Source organism: Paenibacillus sp. FSL M8-0228 (assembly GCF_038007385.1).
In the GTDB taxonomy this organism is placed as follows: Bacteria; Bacillota; Bacilli; order Paenibacillales; family Paenibacillaceae; genus Paenibacillus; species Paenibacillus polymyxa_D.
On sequence record NZ_JBBOXA010000001.1, the window covers coordinates 5761545 to 5776447 of the forward strand.

The following is a 14903-nucleotide window of genomic DNA, read 5'->3' on the forward strand; positions in this document are numbered from 1 at the left end:
GGAGACTGCCCATTTAATAGTTAAGGATTAAGGGCTCTTGCAATTGCGTCTACATAACTTTGGCTAGCACGTTGGCTTACTTCTGCTTGCGGAACCATCCCTTCAAAATTGTGGAATGTGCCGGGATACAGATGGAATTCAACGTCTACGCCCGCTTGGGCAAGACGTGCCACATATTCGATCGTCTCATCTCGGAATAGATCGAGCTGGCCTACGCACGTATAGGTCGGCGGCAGGCCAGCCAAGCTTTCCGCTCTCGACGGCACCGCATATGGGGACACCTCGCTATCTTCGGTACGATTGCCCAAGTACATGTTCCAGGCCGCCAAGTTGTTCTTCCGGTTCCATGGTGCGTTAACGGCCGTAATTTCATGACTTGACGCCGTAATACTGCGGTCATCGATCATCGGATACAGCGGCATTTGGAAAATGAGGGCTGGCCCGCCTTTGTCACGAGCCATTAAAGCAAGTGCTGCGGTCAGACCGCCGCCCCCACTTGCTCCGGCAATTGCGACCCGATCTAAGTCGATGCCCAGCAGCTCCGCTTTGTCGGTCATCCACGTCAAAGCCGCATAACAGTCATCGATGGCAGCTGGGTAGGGATGCTCGGGAGCAAGTCGGTAATCGACCGATACGACGACGCTTTTGGCCGCCTGCACGAAGCGTTCGCACAAAGCATCGTCCATATCAGGATGCCCCATCACATAGCCTCCCCCGTGAATCCACAGCATGGCCGGAAGCCTAACGTCAGTTCGCTGGGCAGGTTCGTAGATTTTGACTAATATCTCGCCTGCTACGCTCGGAATCATCCGGCTTGTCGTGCGTACGTGCTCCGACTGCTCAATAGGAGGACTCGACAAATAGCTCCTGCTCAGCTCTAAGTTCTCTTCCAGTTGAAAACCAGGAAATTGTGCGATTACTGACCTTAATTCTGGTAATAAACGATTTTCAAAATCCACGCAAATCACTCCTATGTTTGGTTTTTATAATGTTTTCTCCGTCTCCGCTTCCCACTTGGCTATTTCCTTCCGAACTCGGGGTGCTACCTCTGTTCCTAGCAGCTCAATGGCTCTCATCACTTCCGCATGCGGCATCGTGCTTAACGGAACATACAGCATAAAGCGAGTAACACCTACATGTTTGCGAAGGTGAATGATCTTCTGGGCAACAGTCTCTGGATCGCCGACATACAGCGCACCTTCAAAGCTGCGCGCGGCATCGTAGCTAGAACGATCATAATGTGCCCAGCCCCGCTCCCTGCCCAATCTATTCATACCTGCCATCGTAGAAGGGAAATATGTATCTGCAGCTTGCTCATTATTCTCTCCGACAAATCCTATCGAGTGCGACCCAACCCTAAGCTTCGATTCATCATGACCAGCGTGCGCTGCTGCCTTCTTATAAAGCTGCACGAGCGGTGCAAAATTCACCGGATTCCCGCCAATAATCGCCAGCATCAAGGGCAGTCCTAACAAACCTGCACGGATAGCAGAATCCTGTCTGCCCCCGCTGCCAACCCAAATCGGTAAAGGATTCTGAACCGGCCGTGGATACACACCCAAATGGTTAATCGCTGGCCGATGTCCGCCTTTCCAGGTTACTTTTTCGGACTCCCGTATTTTAAGGAGCAATTCCAAATGTTGTTCAAACAGCTCATCATAGTCTTCCAAGTCATAGCCAAACAGTGGAAAAGATTCAATAAAGGAACCTCGGCCCGCCATAATCTCCGCACGTCCATTCGAAATACCATCCAGCGTAGCAAAATCCTGAAAAACGCGAACGGGATCAGCTGAAGAAAGCACTGTCACTGCACTGGTCAGCCGAATCCGTTTCGTCTGCCCTGCAGCCGCTGACAGCACAACTGCTGGTGAAGATGCCGAATAATCCTTCCGATGATGCTCACCTACCCCAAACACATCAAGTCCCACTTGATCAGCAAGGACTATTTCCTCGACAACTTCGCGCAATCGCTGTGCGTGACTTATCACTTCACCTGTCTGAACGTCAGGCTTTGTTTCTACAAACGAAGTAATACCTATCTCCATGGTCCATCTCTCCTATTCTAATAGCTTTCTTTGTATGCTAATTAAATACCAGTAAAATATCATACCGATCGGTAAAATATTTTTCCCAGTAAATATAACTCATTAAAAAGAATACTGTCAATAAATATAGTAAAAACACTTTAATTTATCCTCATACTGATATCTCCTTGGTGCGATAAACCAATCTGCATTTGACAATATAACGGGCTAATTATAAGATAATAACATACTAATTGGTACGCAAATGAAGACCCCTGACAATTATGATCAGAGTCATTGAATTAAGAATAAAATTACGAGTAATGAGAGGTATTGATTATGGGACGAATCCGCGAATTTGACGAAGATAAAGTATTAGATGCAGCTATGCAAATATTTTGGGAGAAGGGATATGAAGCTACCTCATTGAGTGATTTAACTTCCAGAATGGAAATTCAACGACCCAGTATATATTCCACTTTTGGAGGCAAAAAAGAATTGTTCGAAGCTGCGCTGCGCAAATACATGATGTCCCGTGCTTCTCTGATCCGAACCAAGCTTCAAAGCAATCCATCTGTAAAAGAAGCATTTCGGACTTTCTTTGAAGGTGTGGTCGATGAGGAATATGCGGAAAATCCTAGAAAAGGATGCTTTTGCATTAATACAATGGTTGAACTTGCGCCCCATGATGAGAAGTTTGAAATTCTTACAAGGGAGCATCAAATGTACCTAGCGGTTATATTTCAAGAAACCATTGAAAGAGGTATACAATCAGGTGAGCTTGAGATCGGGCTCAATGTGAAGGCTGTATCACAGGCGCTAGTCGTATCGTTAATTGGACTGACCGTAATGATAAAGTCTCGTCCAGAACGATCATTTATTGATAACACGATAGAGGTGACACTTACACTTCTTAAGTAATTCGGAATGAATTCAACTTTGAATATATATGCTTTATTATGTATAATAATTCAAAACTAATAAAAAGGGAGTGCATCTAATGTCATTTTTAATAAGAAACGCTAAGCCTGATGATTTAAGCAGTTTGACCGAGTTAATGTATGAATACATCGTTGGTTTTTATCAAAACCCTAGGCCACCTATCGAAAAAATTCATAATTTGATTCAAACCCTTTTTGAGCAGCAAAACGGTATACAATTTGTGGCGGAACAAAATGGAGAATTAATCGGCTTTGCTACATTATTCTTTACCTTTAGCACGATGAAAGCAGACAAAATCATAGTTATGAACGACCTATTTGTAATGGAACCCTTTAGAGATACAGAAGTAGAATCACAGCTTTTTTTAGAATGTCAAAAGTACTCACAAAATCATGGATATGCTCATATGACCTGGATAACTTCTACTGAGAATAAACGCGCTCAAATTTTCTTTAAAAAGATGGATGCTGTCCAAGGGAGAGACTGGGTTCACTTTTCATCGTAACAATACTTTTGATACGGTTCTCCGCGCTAACGACAGTTTAAAGGGCACCCAATCGGGTGCCCTTTGTGCGTAACACATGTTTTCACATATGCTGATATAAAACATGCGTAACAATTGTGGATAAGGATGGAGGTTTTATTAATGCCCGCGATGTTTTTCTTTCGCTTTTTTCTCCTTTAATTCCCTTATCCGTGCCTTCATGGATTCTCTTTGCTGTTTAGAGTAAGCATGTTTCTCCAGCTTGCGCTTCTCATACTCTAACTTTAGGGCCTCTTGTGCATAGGAGGAGACCCCCTTCTGTCTTAATTCATACGCTGCCTGCCTTGCTAGCCGCTTCGGATTGACCTTCTTCGTTTCAGACCACTTTATAGCCACCTCTTGTGAGAGCCGACCAACAAGTTCCCACATTTCCTCACGGATAAAATGGAGAATTTCCTCGTCCTTAGGCTCTGTACCAAAGATATGCCTAGCTGCCTTCAATTTCCCTTGGTCCTGCTCTTCCACGACTCCAACCCAATACTGTCCATCATGATAAACTGTAAGCTTCATTTTAAACCCCCTCATTTTAAATCGAAACGATGGACATCCCGAGGGGGGAAGGTTACTGACATGGTACTCTTGGAATCTGAGAGTCATTCATGCGTCTGGACTACCAACCAGACTGTGTTTTTTCGTCCCAGAAAAAGTATAGTTGCCTTACTGGAAAACAGCAAGACGAAAAGATTAATTCTGTATGATATTGTAAACCGCTGATATGTATTAGAGTGAACGTGGATATAGAGTATACTAGATGAGTATAAGTTCGATACACGATGACATTATATATGTAATGGTATTCAAATACAGCGCAGAAGAGGTTGAAAATGAGTCAGAAGCATTTTACAGATTATGCATTAAGTGAAGAAATTGTAAGAGCACTGAATAGCTTGGGCTATGAGACGCCAACAGAGATTCAGACGGAAGTCATTCCAGTTGCGCTTGAGAAGAAGGATCTTGTCGCCAAATCGCAAACAGGTAGCGGCAAAACAGCAGCATACGGCATTCCAATCTGTGAGCTAGTAGATTGGAATGAGAATAAGCCCCAAGCTTTAATCCTGACGCCAACCCGTGAACTCGCGTTACAGGTCACCGAAGACATCACGAATATTGGACGCTTTAAGCGGATCAAAGCAACGCCCCTTTATGGGAAGCATCCTTTTCATATCCAAAAGGCTGAGTTAAAACAAAGGACGCATGTGGCTGTAGGTACGCCAGGACGTATACTGGACCATATTGAACGAGGCACGCTATCGTTAGATCGGATTGCCTATCTCGTGATTGATGAAGCTGACGAGATGCTGAATATGGGCTTTATCGAGCAAGTTCAGTCGATTATTCAAGCGCTGCCTAGTGACCGGGTTACCATGTTATTCTCCGCTACCTTCCCTGAGGACGTAGCCACACTGTCACGTAAATATATGAAAGATCCTGTTAGAATAGAGATTAAAGCGACCGGTATAACGACCGCCACAATTGATCACTCTCTTATTCAGGTGAAGGAGTCAGACAAGCTGGCACTACTGCAAGATCTGCTCATTGTTGAGAATCCTGACAGTTGCATTATTTTCTGTCGTACGCAGGAGAATGTAGATACATTATTCAGAGCATTGGCTGATCTCGAGTACCCATGTGATCGCATTCATGGTGGCATGGAGCAAGATGAGCGATTTGAGGTAATGAATGCATTCAGAAGGGGCCAATTCCGTTACTTGATTGCAACAGATGTAGCTGCCAGAGGGATTGATATCACGAATATCACCCATGTCATTAACTACGATATCCCCCTTGAGAAGGAAAGCTATGTTCACCGCACAGGACGTACGGGACGTGCTGGCAAAACAGGGAAAGCCATTTCCCTCATCACTCCTAAGGATGGCCGAAGATTAGCTGATATTGAAGCATATATTGGATTCGTGATCCCGCAGGTAAAGGCCCCCTCAGAAGAGGCTGTTGATCTGCGTAGAGAAGATTTTGAGCAGAAACTGCATGTAAAAACCGCACTCAAAAAAGATAAGCGCGAGCAACTAAACCAACAGATTATGAAGCTGAACTTTAACGGCGGTAAGAAGAAAAAACTTAGAGCTGTCGACTTCGTGGGGACCATCGCTAAGCTTGACGGGGTCACCGCAGATGATATCGGGATCATTACGATTCTGGATAATGTGACAGATGTTGAGATTCTGAATGGCAAGGGCCCACTGGTGCTTGAAATTATGAAGAATACAACCGTAAAGGGCAAGCTGTTAAAGGTACGCAAAGGGAATAAGTAGAAAATACGCTGCATTAAAGAGGGTGAGGCAATCCCGCCCAGCACAGCCGATGGTTATCGTTAGCTAACGGGTGGGATTGCCTAGTTTACCTCTTGATCGTTTAATTCATCTTTCCATTTTGAATTTGCAAGAAAATTGTGTGCTCTCTTGGATAAAACCAATAGTCATCTTCACCTTATCAATGACTTAACTTAATTTTATTTTATCTCTCATTCCTTCCACTTTACCTAATCCATAGGTTGTTTTGGAAAAGCACTCCTGAATCGTTTCAGAGATTACTTACTATTACGACGTCTAAACTTATTAAAAATGTAATGTCTAAATAGAACAATTGAAATTTCGGGTAGCAATACAGCAAATATGTATAACAATATAATGAATGGTAATGACGAAATGAAAATTTCAGCGCCCTGGTCTGTTTTCACACGTTCAACTAGCAGCCACCACATAGGTACTGATACAATCCACATCAAGGCATTAGAGATGATTACATAAAGAGTATTTTTCCATAACAGACAAAACAAAATTGCAATAATGGCCGGGATAGTCCATGAACCTATCCTATGACTATTACTTAATATAACAAATGCTATAACAGGATATAAAAGTGCAACCACCATCTGGACTCCCCCATTATCATAAACCCTCATTTCTTATCTCCTTTTTTATTTTTTTACAATCTCTTTCCAAATTTTTGATAGGTATACTTCATCATTCTATTTATTTCCACAATAAAAATCCAAGCTCTATGAAACCAACAACGTTGGTGATAATTGTTCTGCTTTATCGTACTCTCTTAGAGAGTAGATTTAATACTAAAAAAATTTAAAAAAGGTGTCCCTTTCGGTCATCTTCGTTTGTTATACAGGTATAGTTTTCTTTTTGATCAGAGGAGGTGCCTAAATTTTTGAATGAGGAAATCGAATACAAAATCAAACGAGTTCAAGCTGGCGAAATCCAGGATTACGCCTACATTGTGAAGGAGTATCAGCGTCAGATATTTGTGTATTGCTGGCGGCTATTAGGAAGTGAGCATGAGGCAGAAGAAGCCGTACAGGATATTTTGGTCAAAGCTTTTGAAAAAATTAACATGTACAAACCGACAATGGGCTTCTCCTCCTGGCTGTATAAAATGGCTTATCATCACTGCCTGAACTTGATTCGCAGGAAGAATCTACAGCGCAAATTTAAGATTACCCTGTTCACCTCAACTAATATGACTTCAGACAGTGCTGCGCAGGTTTTGGAACGTCAGCTTTTCAGTGAACCGCTGAGCCGGGCATTAGACCAACTGAATGCAGAAGAACGAAACCTGTTGGTGCTGCGCATTTTTGAAGAAAAAACGTTTGGAGAAATCGGGGAAATTATGAACAAGAGCGAGGAAGCTATCAAGAAAAAATACGGCAGAACAAAAACAAAGCTTAAAAAAATAATGGAGCCCATAAAGGAGGACCCGAAATGCGTGAATTACAAGGCAGAAATCAGGAACAAAATCTGAAATACACCGATCCAAAAGACAAAGACTTAAAAAACATGGACAAGCTGACAGAACCAGAAAGTGTCCTAAAAATCCAAGCTTTTGACGTTTCTGACAAAGTGATGGAACAGGTCTACCAAAAGGTGACGCCCAAAAAGGGGTTCATTGTAAAAATGCGTCTTCAACCGCGCATTACCGCTCCCATCATGATCTTGCTTTTTGTGTTAGGGGCCTCTGTGACTGGATACGCCGCTTCGCAATATCTTGAATTCCGCAACAGTAAGGGCGACGTTGTATTAAATACCGCCAAAACACCTGCCGAAACGGACGCCTCGAAAACGTATACCTCCACCTACGCACAGTGGAACGAAAAAGTGAAAGATCGCTTGCAGCCCGGAGAGTATGCCGCCTATTACGTCAAGGATGATTCTATGAATCAGAACAACCTATCTAATCCGGCCCTGTTTGCGTACAAGCCAGCTGAACTTTCAAGTTTCAACAGCTTACAAGATGAAATCAAGCGAACTGAGGCTCCATTATTCAGCAACCCCACTCATCTACCGGATGGCTATCAGTTTGAATTCGGATACGTCTATCCAGGCGCTGCATATCCTAGGATGATGGATAAAAAGGAATATCGAGCTTTAACCGATAAACTGATGCAACAGGCCAAAGCTGCACCGGAGGGTGAACATCTGTTTATTCAAAAGCTGAGCTGGGACAAGTCAGACACCTCCTTTGCCCGGTATGCGAGAGGAAACGACTATGTAAACATTACCGTCACCAAATACACTCCTGAAGTCACAAAGACAACCATCATGCAAAATGAACAGGATTCGGCTGAGCAACTGACAATTAAAGGAACCAAGGCCTATTACATCAGGGCAAGCAAAACAAGCAATCCCTTGGAGGCCGGAAAAAACCGACTGGGCTGGCTTGATGAAAAAAGACGGTTACACTTCAACATATCTGATAACCAGGACAGTCCACTGACCAAGAAAGACCTGGTAAAAATAGCCGAGGATTTGCTTAACGGTTCACCGCAATAGCTATACAAGAAAAGCTTTGAAGAGAGACCATCCTTTTTTAAGGGTGGTCTCTTTTTGGAGAATAGTCCTTATACCTTTTCCTCACAAACTATTACGGCATGTTCCACAATCTTTTCACCTCAACTAATTCCTGATCATTGAATTCCATTCTGTATACGTCTGGCTTGGATGTATGTAGTAAAAAATTCAAATCGTACTGCTTGTCATAATACCCCATCATTAAAGTCATTACAGCTCCATGAGTGCCTAATGCGATTTTCCGTCCTCGGTAGATTTTTAGCAATTCCTTTAAGACTGTTATACTTCGATTCTGACAAACTGCATTAGACTCTCCTCCCGTTAAAGCAAAGCTGGGATCAGAAAATGACTTATCTAACAAAGGGAATAATTCATCATCGGGCATTCGGTTGTCTTCATTCAAAAAAATTCTTTCTTTAAGATCCTCGAGTATTAAAACTTCTTGTCCTGAGTATTGAGCTAATTCTTGAATGGTTAAGATTGCCCGTTGATATGGGCTTGAAACGAAAACCTCAATCCTCTCTCCTTTCAATAACTCAGTTATTTGAAAAGCATCTGACTTGCCTTTATCAGTCAAACCTCTTGTTCTTTCATTTCCTTCCGTCTTTGGTGATTCGCCATGTCTCACCATGTAAATGAAAGTTTTCATATTAACCTCCATGAAGATCTGATGATTTTCTATACATTCCTATCTAGGGCACTATTCGCAGTTGCCATGAATCTTTAGAGCAAATCATTCCGCATGATAAATCTAGCTCCTTCCAATAAATAATTGACCCGATAAACTTCTCAATCAACTGAGACACTAAGGGAATTACGCAAATGTTTAACATCACTCATCGGTGGACGTCCAAACATGCGTCCATATTCTCGGCTGAACTGCGAAGGACTCTCATAGCCAACGCGAAAGCCTACAGTGGCGGCTTCCAATCCCTCCGAGAGCAGTAAGCGGCGTGCAGCCTGCAGTCGAATGGCCTTCTGATACTGCAGAGGACTTATAGCCGTTACCTTTTTAAAATGCTTGTGTAAGGAAGAAGGGCTCATGTTTACTTCCTTCGCCAATTCTTCGATCACAAGAGGCTTAGAGTAATCGCGGGTAATCAGATGGATCGCTTTGGAGATGCTATGTGCATAGCTGCCAACTACGGCAAATTGCCTGATTAAAGCCCCCTGCTCACCTTGTAATACACGATAAAGGATCTCGTGCGTGATAAGCGGCGCAAGAAACTGAATATCCGCAGGCGTATCCGAAAGTCTGACAAGCCGAAGCAGCGCATCAAGCAGCAGAGGGTCAAATTGGCTCACCAGTATGCCGCGTCCAGTCTTTACGTTACATGGAGGAGGACTCTTCTTGATAATGTCCAGGATGGCGTCTGGACTAATGGATAATTGAAGACTTAGATAAGGAAGCTCCGACGAGGCTTGAGTTATTTTACCAGTTACGGGAAGTTGAACTGATGTGACCATGTAGGTTGTTGGATCGTACACATAGTTTTCTCCAGCCAGCATTGCTGTCTTTGAGCCTTGCGCAACCACGTACAGGGAGGGCATATGGACCATATGATTCAGCTCGGACACATGGCTTGCACGTCTGAAATAAAGTCCTGGCACAGACGAAACAAACGTACCGTCCGAAGACGCGCGTTGATCAATCAGACGAATCAGTTCTTGTAGATTCGTAGAAATATCAGAGGGGGGAGGAGACGAAACCATTCATGCTTCACCTTCCTTTCCGTTGAACGCTAATATTGATGTGCTAATTATATGCACGCCGAATAGGATTAGGCAAGAATTGGACTTGATCGGTCTACCTGTCTCAATCGAATTCTACTTAAAATTTACTTGCAAGGCCAACAAAGGGCCTAAGGCAAATAGATCAAAGGAAGAAGGATGGGGCTATGAGTTTGGAAGGAAGAATAGAGAACAAAGTCGTTGTGATTACAGGTGCGAGCAGCGGAATTGGAGAAGCAACAGCACTGTTGCTTGCCGAGCGTGGAGCAAAAGTCGTGCTTGGGGCACGCGGGGTGGACCGCCTTGAAGCACTGGCGACACGTATTACGAATAAGGGTGGCGAAGCTGTCTATGCACGCACTGACGTGAGACGGCGCGAGGATCTGTGCAACCTCGTTACTTTGGCTTGCGAACGATACGGGAAGCTGGATGTTCTCGTCAGCAACGCTGGCGTTATGCCTATATCCCCTCTCGATGATCTGCGCGTGGAAGATTGGGAGCACATGATTGACGTCAACATTAAAGGCGTTTTGTATGGCATTGCTGCAGCGTTGCCTGTCTTTCGCAAACAGGGTTTCGGACATTTCGTGAACACTGCTTCTACAGCAGGACACAAGACCGTTCCGAACCAGTCGGTCTACTCTGGTACGAAGTTCGCCGTACGCGCCATCTCAGAGGGGTTGCGCCAGGAAGCTGGCGATAAGCTGCGCGTGACCATCATTTCGCCAGGTATTGTGCAGACAAATTTCACCGAAAGTTTAACAGACCCGGCTATAAGAGATCAACTCGCCGTCATCCGGGATAAACTAGCCATGACACCAGACGCGGTAGCCCGCGCAATTGGATTCGCAATTGAACAACCTGCTGACATTGATGTGAACGAAATCGTGATCCGCCCAACCGCACAAATATAACATAAATAGATAGGGGCACCCCCCCTTGTGAGTGCGCCCCTATCTATTCATACATAAAGCTTTACCATGAAGGCTGTTCATCCATGTGACATCAAAAATGCAGAAGGATTGCAAAACTTTGTATTGTTAAACAAGCATTTTTAGCGGTGGGGACTTTCTTCCCACCGCTTGGTGTTGTTGCTTATTGGACTCTAAAATATATCGTAAGATTACTGTGCTTTTTATTAAAAATATTTGGATGATCGAGTTACTAGCCATGTGAAAATTAACGATGAAGCGGTTCTCTTTCGCCCAGACCGAGCACCTCCGTTGTGGACTCATAAATTTCTTGGTAAAGTTCTGGGTTTTCCGCTAGTGACACCCCATAAGAAGGAATCATTTCTTTTATTTTTGGTTCCCACTCTTCCATATGTTGTGGGAAGCACTTTTCCAATACTTCCAGCATAACGTGAACAGCAGTAGAAGCACCCGGAGAAGCGCCGAGCAGTGCAGCTACCGAACCATCAGCGGCACTAACCACTTCTGTACCAAATTGAAGTGTTCCTTTACCGCCCTCCGTATCTTTGATCACCTGCACACGTTGACCCGCTACCACGATCCCCCAGTCCTCGATTTTGGCGTTCGGAATAAACTCGCGTAATTCTTCCAGACGCTTTTCATTCGATAACATCACTTGCTGAATCAGGTATTTGGTCAATGCCATCTCTTTTGCGCCTGCCGCCAACATCGTGATGAGATTATTGGGTTTTACAGATCCGATCAAATCCAAATTTGAGCCCGTTTTCAAGAACTTCGGTGAGAAGCCGGCAAACGGTCCAAATAGCAGTGCTTTTTGGTTACCGATATATCTTGTATCCAGATGCGGAACAGACATGGGAGGAGCACCAACCTTAGCTTTACCGTATACTTTCGCATGATGCTGGGCGACAACCTTAGGATTGTTACATACCATAAATAGTCCACTTACCGGGAATCCCCCGATATATTTGGACTCAGGAATACCGGTTCTTTGTAGCAAAGGTAGACTTCCACCCCCACCACCGATAAAGACAAATTTGGCAGTATGGTATTCGATTTTACCGTTATCCAGATTATGGACTTTGACTTTCCACGAGCCGTCGCTCGCACGTTTAATATCCTTTACACTATGCTTGTAATTGATCTCAACGTTTTTACTTTTTAAATGCTCAAACAACATGCGTGTTAAAGCACCAAAGTTGACATCTGTTCCAGAGTCGATTTTGGTTGCCGCGATTGGTTCATTCAATGTACGGCCTTCCATAATTAGCGGAATCCATTCCTTCAGCTTTTCAGGGTCGTCGGAAAATTCCATGCCTTGAAATAGAGAAATAGTTGAAAGCGCTTTAAACCTTTTTTTCAAAAAAGATACATTTTTCTCTCCTGTTACCAAACTCATATGAGGTATTGGCTTGATAAAGTCCTGAGGATTACGAATCAAATGGCTGTTTACAAGAAAAGACCAAAACTGTCTTGAAAGCTGAAACTGCTCATTAATGTCTACAGCTTTACGAATATCTATAGATCCATCAGCTTTTTCGGATGTATAGTTCAGTTCGCACAGTGCAGCATGGCCTGTACCTGCATTATTCCATTCGTTAGAGCTTTCTTCTCCTGCGTTTGCGAGTTTCTCAAACACTTTAATTTCCCATTCTGGTGCTAACTCTTTTAGCAATGATCCCAGAGTCGCGCTCATGACTCCGGCACCAATTAAGATAACGTCTGTATTTTTCTGAATGCTATTCATAAAAACCTTCCTTATCTCTTATATTTGCAAAAAAGAGCAGGCCCTCCTGCTTAGGTGATACAAGAAGCAAGGCTCCACTCAGGAACATATCTTTTCTGTCTCTATTATAACTAAAATATAATCTTTTAAAAATTATATTGTCTATTATCTGATAATTATAAATCATTTCTGCTAAAAAGTGAGAATTTTCTTTGCAAAATAATAAGAATGGATCTCAACACGCTGTATTATTGGGGCTTCACTTACTAGCAGTAATAACAGACACTGACAATTCTTCGGTAAACACACCCGTGGAGTCCATATCTAGTAGAACAGATGTTAAATCATTTTCAAATCGTACTAAATTATCACCAAAAAGGCGTCTTGAAGCAAATGATGTAGAGTACAGATTTCCAATGATCGAATCAACAGTCCATGTATATGAATAACTCGGTAAAATATGTCTTTGGACATTTTTGAATCCAGATTTTCTTACAATATCCTCATACCTCTCCTTTGGGGGAGTGTAAGTGCTATTACCAGCTCTTCTTGCGTCTCCTAGCCAACGTCTCACTACTTCGTTGACCTTGAGTTGCCAAAGTAAGGGTTCCTGCTTCCCAGTATTATCAATAATAGCTACGCCACCATTAGTATCAGAACTGTTATACAGAATGTCAAGAATGGACTCTCTATCCATCCAATGAAATGCTTTCGCAATTATAACGAGGCGAAAGACACCCCAGTCACATACGCGCTCTTCCGCCCTTCCTTGTACCCATTTAACATTGTCCAACCTTTTATCACTGGACAAACGGTTTGCTTCATCTAGCATTTCTGATTCAGTATCTACACCTACTATTTCTTCAAACCAATCACTAAATCTTAGAGCTAGCTGACCCGTTCCACATCCTAAGTCAAGCAAGCGACCTTCCCCATTCAGAGAAAACTTGTTAACTAAAAACCGAATAAGCGACGAAGGATAAGGAGGTCGATACCTAGAGTAGTACCAAGCGGTACCTTTAAATAGATCTGGACCATAATCACTCATAGCTTATAACCTTCTCTCTACTGAACTTTTAAAACATGAGAGTCACAGGGCTGCCTGTAACGGCAAGTTTTTGGGCCAATCTTTACGGGACAGGCCCTTTCTAATTGCACTAACGTTTCCTCGAATGAGCTTCATGGTTTATAAATACTTCATCATGATATTCGAAACAGTCTGTTGTTGATTCACCCAATCATAATCGGAGTTATCCATAATAAACGATTGAAAAGGAAGTTGCTCAATAATTTGTAATTCTAGCTCTCGTCGATGTTCAAGGAACTGAATATATCCCTCATACCCGTAAAGCCCCTTCTTCTTTCCATAATCTTGCTCTGTATGGTACCAAATCGTGAAATCTAACCATTCTTGAGATCTCATCGTTTTTACTCGCTCAATCGTCTCACGCACATCAGGTTGCTTCAAATAGAACAAAATTGGATTTAACTCCTGAATTTGCTCCGCAATCTGTAATACATGCCGAACAAATCGATCATTTCCAGCATCATGCCGGGCGAGTAATGCACACCCTGGGTTCTGTAAAAAACAGCATTCGAGTATGATTAGCTTTTCCTTTTCTCGCTGATCTTTAACAAAAGACTTCCAACGTTGGATCATCAATTCGCAGTACTTTTCCACGGGTACTCCATCGTAGATTTCATAACGCTGGATTTCCTCATACAAACTAGAAGGAATTTTATTTTGGGCTGATTGCTGCGCAAGCGCATATGCGATTAAAGAGTCGTTGCCATTCAAAGATACGAACGGATCAATGTAATGAAACACCTCGGAATAGATTGATCGGAGCCGATCAAGTTCTTCGTTCGGCATACATGCAACCGATTCATAATCAGCGGGATGCCGTAAATTTCCTTCTAAAAATAGTTCCGATTCTATTTGATGTGTATTTAACATGTCATGTATGTATCTAGATAATGTGGATTTGCCAGAGCCAGGTATGCCTTCGACGATAACCAGTTTCGTTTTCGTAGCTGGTACATTCGCCATAGTATCACATCCTTATGAATTAAATGATTACCTTAAGGAGAATCCAATTATCTCGTTATATCGCCAGATAGCTTAGGAACCTTTCCTTTATCTCGACATCCTTAGAAAACCAATAAAAAGCATTGGATCCTAAGGACTGA

At 43.0% G+C, this 14903-nt stretch carries 14 protein-coding genes; 6 read left to right on the plus strand and 8 right to left on the minus strand.

Annotation, left to right across the window (positions count from 1 at the left end; translation table 11 throughout):
• Window positions 1-20: 20 nt before the first annotated feature.
• Entirely contained in the window at window positions 21-959 is a 939-nt protein-coding gene (locus MKY98_RS26090) for an alpha/beta hydrolase (RefSeq protein ID WP_069012315.1), read from the minus strand.
• A 24-nt stretch (window positions 960-983) separates the two neighbouring features.
• On the minus strand, window positions 984-2045 hold the full coding sequence (locus MKY98_RS26095; protein WP_069012316.1) for an LLM class flavin-dependent oxidoreductase: 1062 nt from the start codon (window positions 2043-2045) through the stop codon (window positions 984-986).
• Between the two features lie 318 nt (window positions 2046-2363).
• On the opposite strand from MKY98_RS26095, the gene MKY98_RS26100 reads away from it, so the two are divergent.
• Together MKY98_RS26100 and MKY98_RS26105 are read left to right on the plus strand one after the other, a co-directional pair.
• A complete protein-coding gene (locus tag MKY98_RS26100) occupies window positions 2364-2945 on the plus strand; it encodes a TetR/AcrR family transcriptional regulator (protein WP_069012317.1) in 582 nt (193 codons plus the stop codon).
• 79 nt (window positions 2946-3024) lie between these two features.
• Window positions 3025-3471 carry a GNAT family N-acetyltransferase gene (locus MKY98_RS26105; protein ID WP_069012318.1) on the plus strand — a complete coding sequence of 149 codons (447 nt, stop codon included), beginning with the start codon at window positions 3025-3027 and terminating at the stop codon, window positions 3469-3471.
• 138 nt (window positions 3472-3609) lie between these two features.
• On the opposite strand, the gene MKY98_RS26110 is transcribed toward MKY98_RS26105, so the two are convergent.
• Window positions 3610-4020, minus strand: coding sequence for a YjdF family protein (locus tag MKY98_RS26110; RefSeq protein ID WP_069012319.1), 411 nt, complete (start codon window positions 4018-4020; stop codon window positions 3610-3612).
• 314 nt (window positions 4021-4334) lie between these two features.
• Between MKY98_RS26110 and MKY98_RS26115 the strand changes: the two genes are divergently transcribed.
• From MKY98_RS26115 to MKY98_RS26125, 3 genes are all read left to right on the plus strand, one after another.
• Window positions 4335-5780 carry a DEAD/DEAH box helicase gene (locus MKY98_RS26115; RefSeq protein WP_069012320.1) on the plus strand — a complete coding sequence of 482 codons (1446 nt, stop codon included), beginning with the start codon at window positions 4335-4337 and terminating at the stop codon, window positions 5778-5780.
• Window positions 5781-6687: 907 nt separating this feature from the next.
• Complete coding sequence (locus tag MKY98_RS26120; RefSeq protein WP_069012322.1) at window positions 6688-7278, plus strand: RNA polymerase sigma factor; 591 nt, start codon at window positions 6688-6690, stop codon at window positions 7276-7278.
• Window positions 7239-8306 carry a DUF4367 domain-containing protein gene (locus MKY98_RS26125; RefSeq protein ID WP_069012323.1) on the plus strand — a complete coding sequence of 356 codons (1068 nt, stop codon included), beginning with the start codon at window positions 7239-7241 and terminating at the stop codon, window positions 8304-8306. Before MKY98_RS26120 ends, MKY98_RS26125 begins: the two co-directional genes overlap by 40 nt.
• Before the next feature lie 91 nt (window positions 8307-8397).
• Here MKY98_RS26125 and MKY98_RS26130 read toward each other — a convergent pair whose 3' ends face one another.
• Window positions 8398-8973: a histidine phosphatase family protein gene (locus MKY98_RS26130; protein WP_069012324.1), complete on the minus strand. Its 576-nt coding sequence runs from the start codon at window positions 8971-8973 to the stop codon at window positions 8398-8400.
• Window positions 8974-9113: 140 nt separating this feature from the next.
• Window positions 9114-10037: an AraC family transcriptional regulator gene (locus MKY98_RS26135; protein ID WP_069012325.1), complete on the minus strand. Its 924-nt coding sequence runs from the start codon at window positions 10035-10037 to the stop codon at window positions 9114-9116.
• Window positions 10038-10222: 185 nt separating this feature from the next.
• On the opposite strand from MKY98_RS26135, the gene MKY98_RS26140 reads away from it, so the two are divergent.
• Window positions 10223-10969 (plus strand): SDR family oxidoreductase, encoded by a 747-nt coding sequence (locus tag MKY98_RS26140; protein WP_069012326.1) that lies wholly within the window; start codon window positions 10223-10225, stop codon window positions 10967-10969.
• Window positions 10970-11234: 265 nt separating this feature from the next.
• Here the strand turns inward: MKY98_RS26140 and MKY98_RS26145 are convergent, their stop codons facing one another.
• From MKY98_RS26145 to MKY98_RS26155, 3 genes are all read right to left on the minus strand, one after another.
• The gene (locus tag MKY98_RS26145) at window positions 11235-12734 is read right to left on the minus strand and encodes a malate:quinone oxidoreductase (RefSeq protein WP_069012327.1); all 1500 of its coding nucleotides are present in this window, start codon (window positions 12732-12734) and stop codon (window positions 11235-11237) included.
• Window positions 12735-12972: 238 nt separating this feature from the next.
• Entirely contained in the window at window positions 12973-13761 is a 789-nt protein-coding gene (locus tag MKY98_RS26150; protein ID WP_029518892.1) for a class I SAM-dependent methyltransferase, read from the minus strand.
• A gap of 138 nt (window positions 13762-13899) precedes the next feature.
• Window positions 13900-14763, minus strand: coding sequence for a hypothetical protein (locus MKY98_RS26155; protein ID WP_069012328.1), 864 nt, complete (start codon window positions 14761-14763; stop codon window positions 13900-13902).
• Window positions 14764-14903 lie beyond the last annotated feature (140 nt).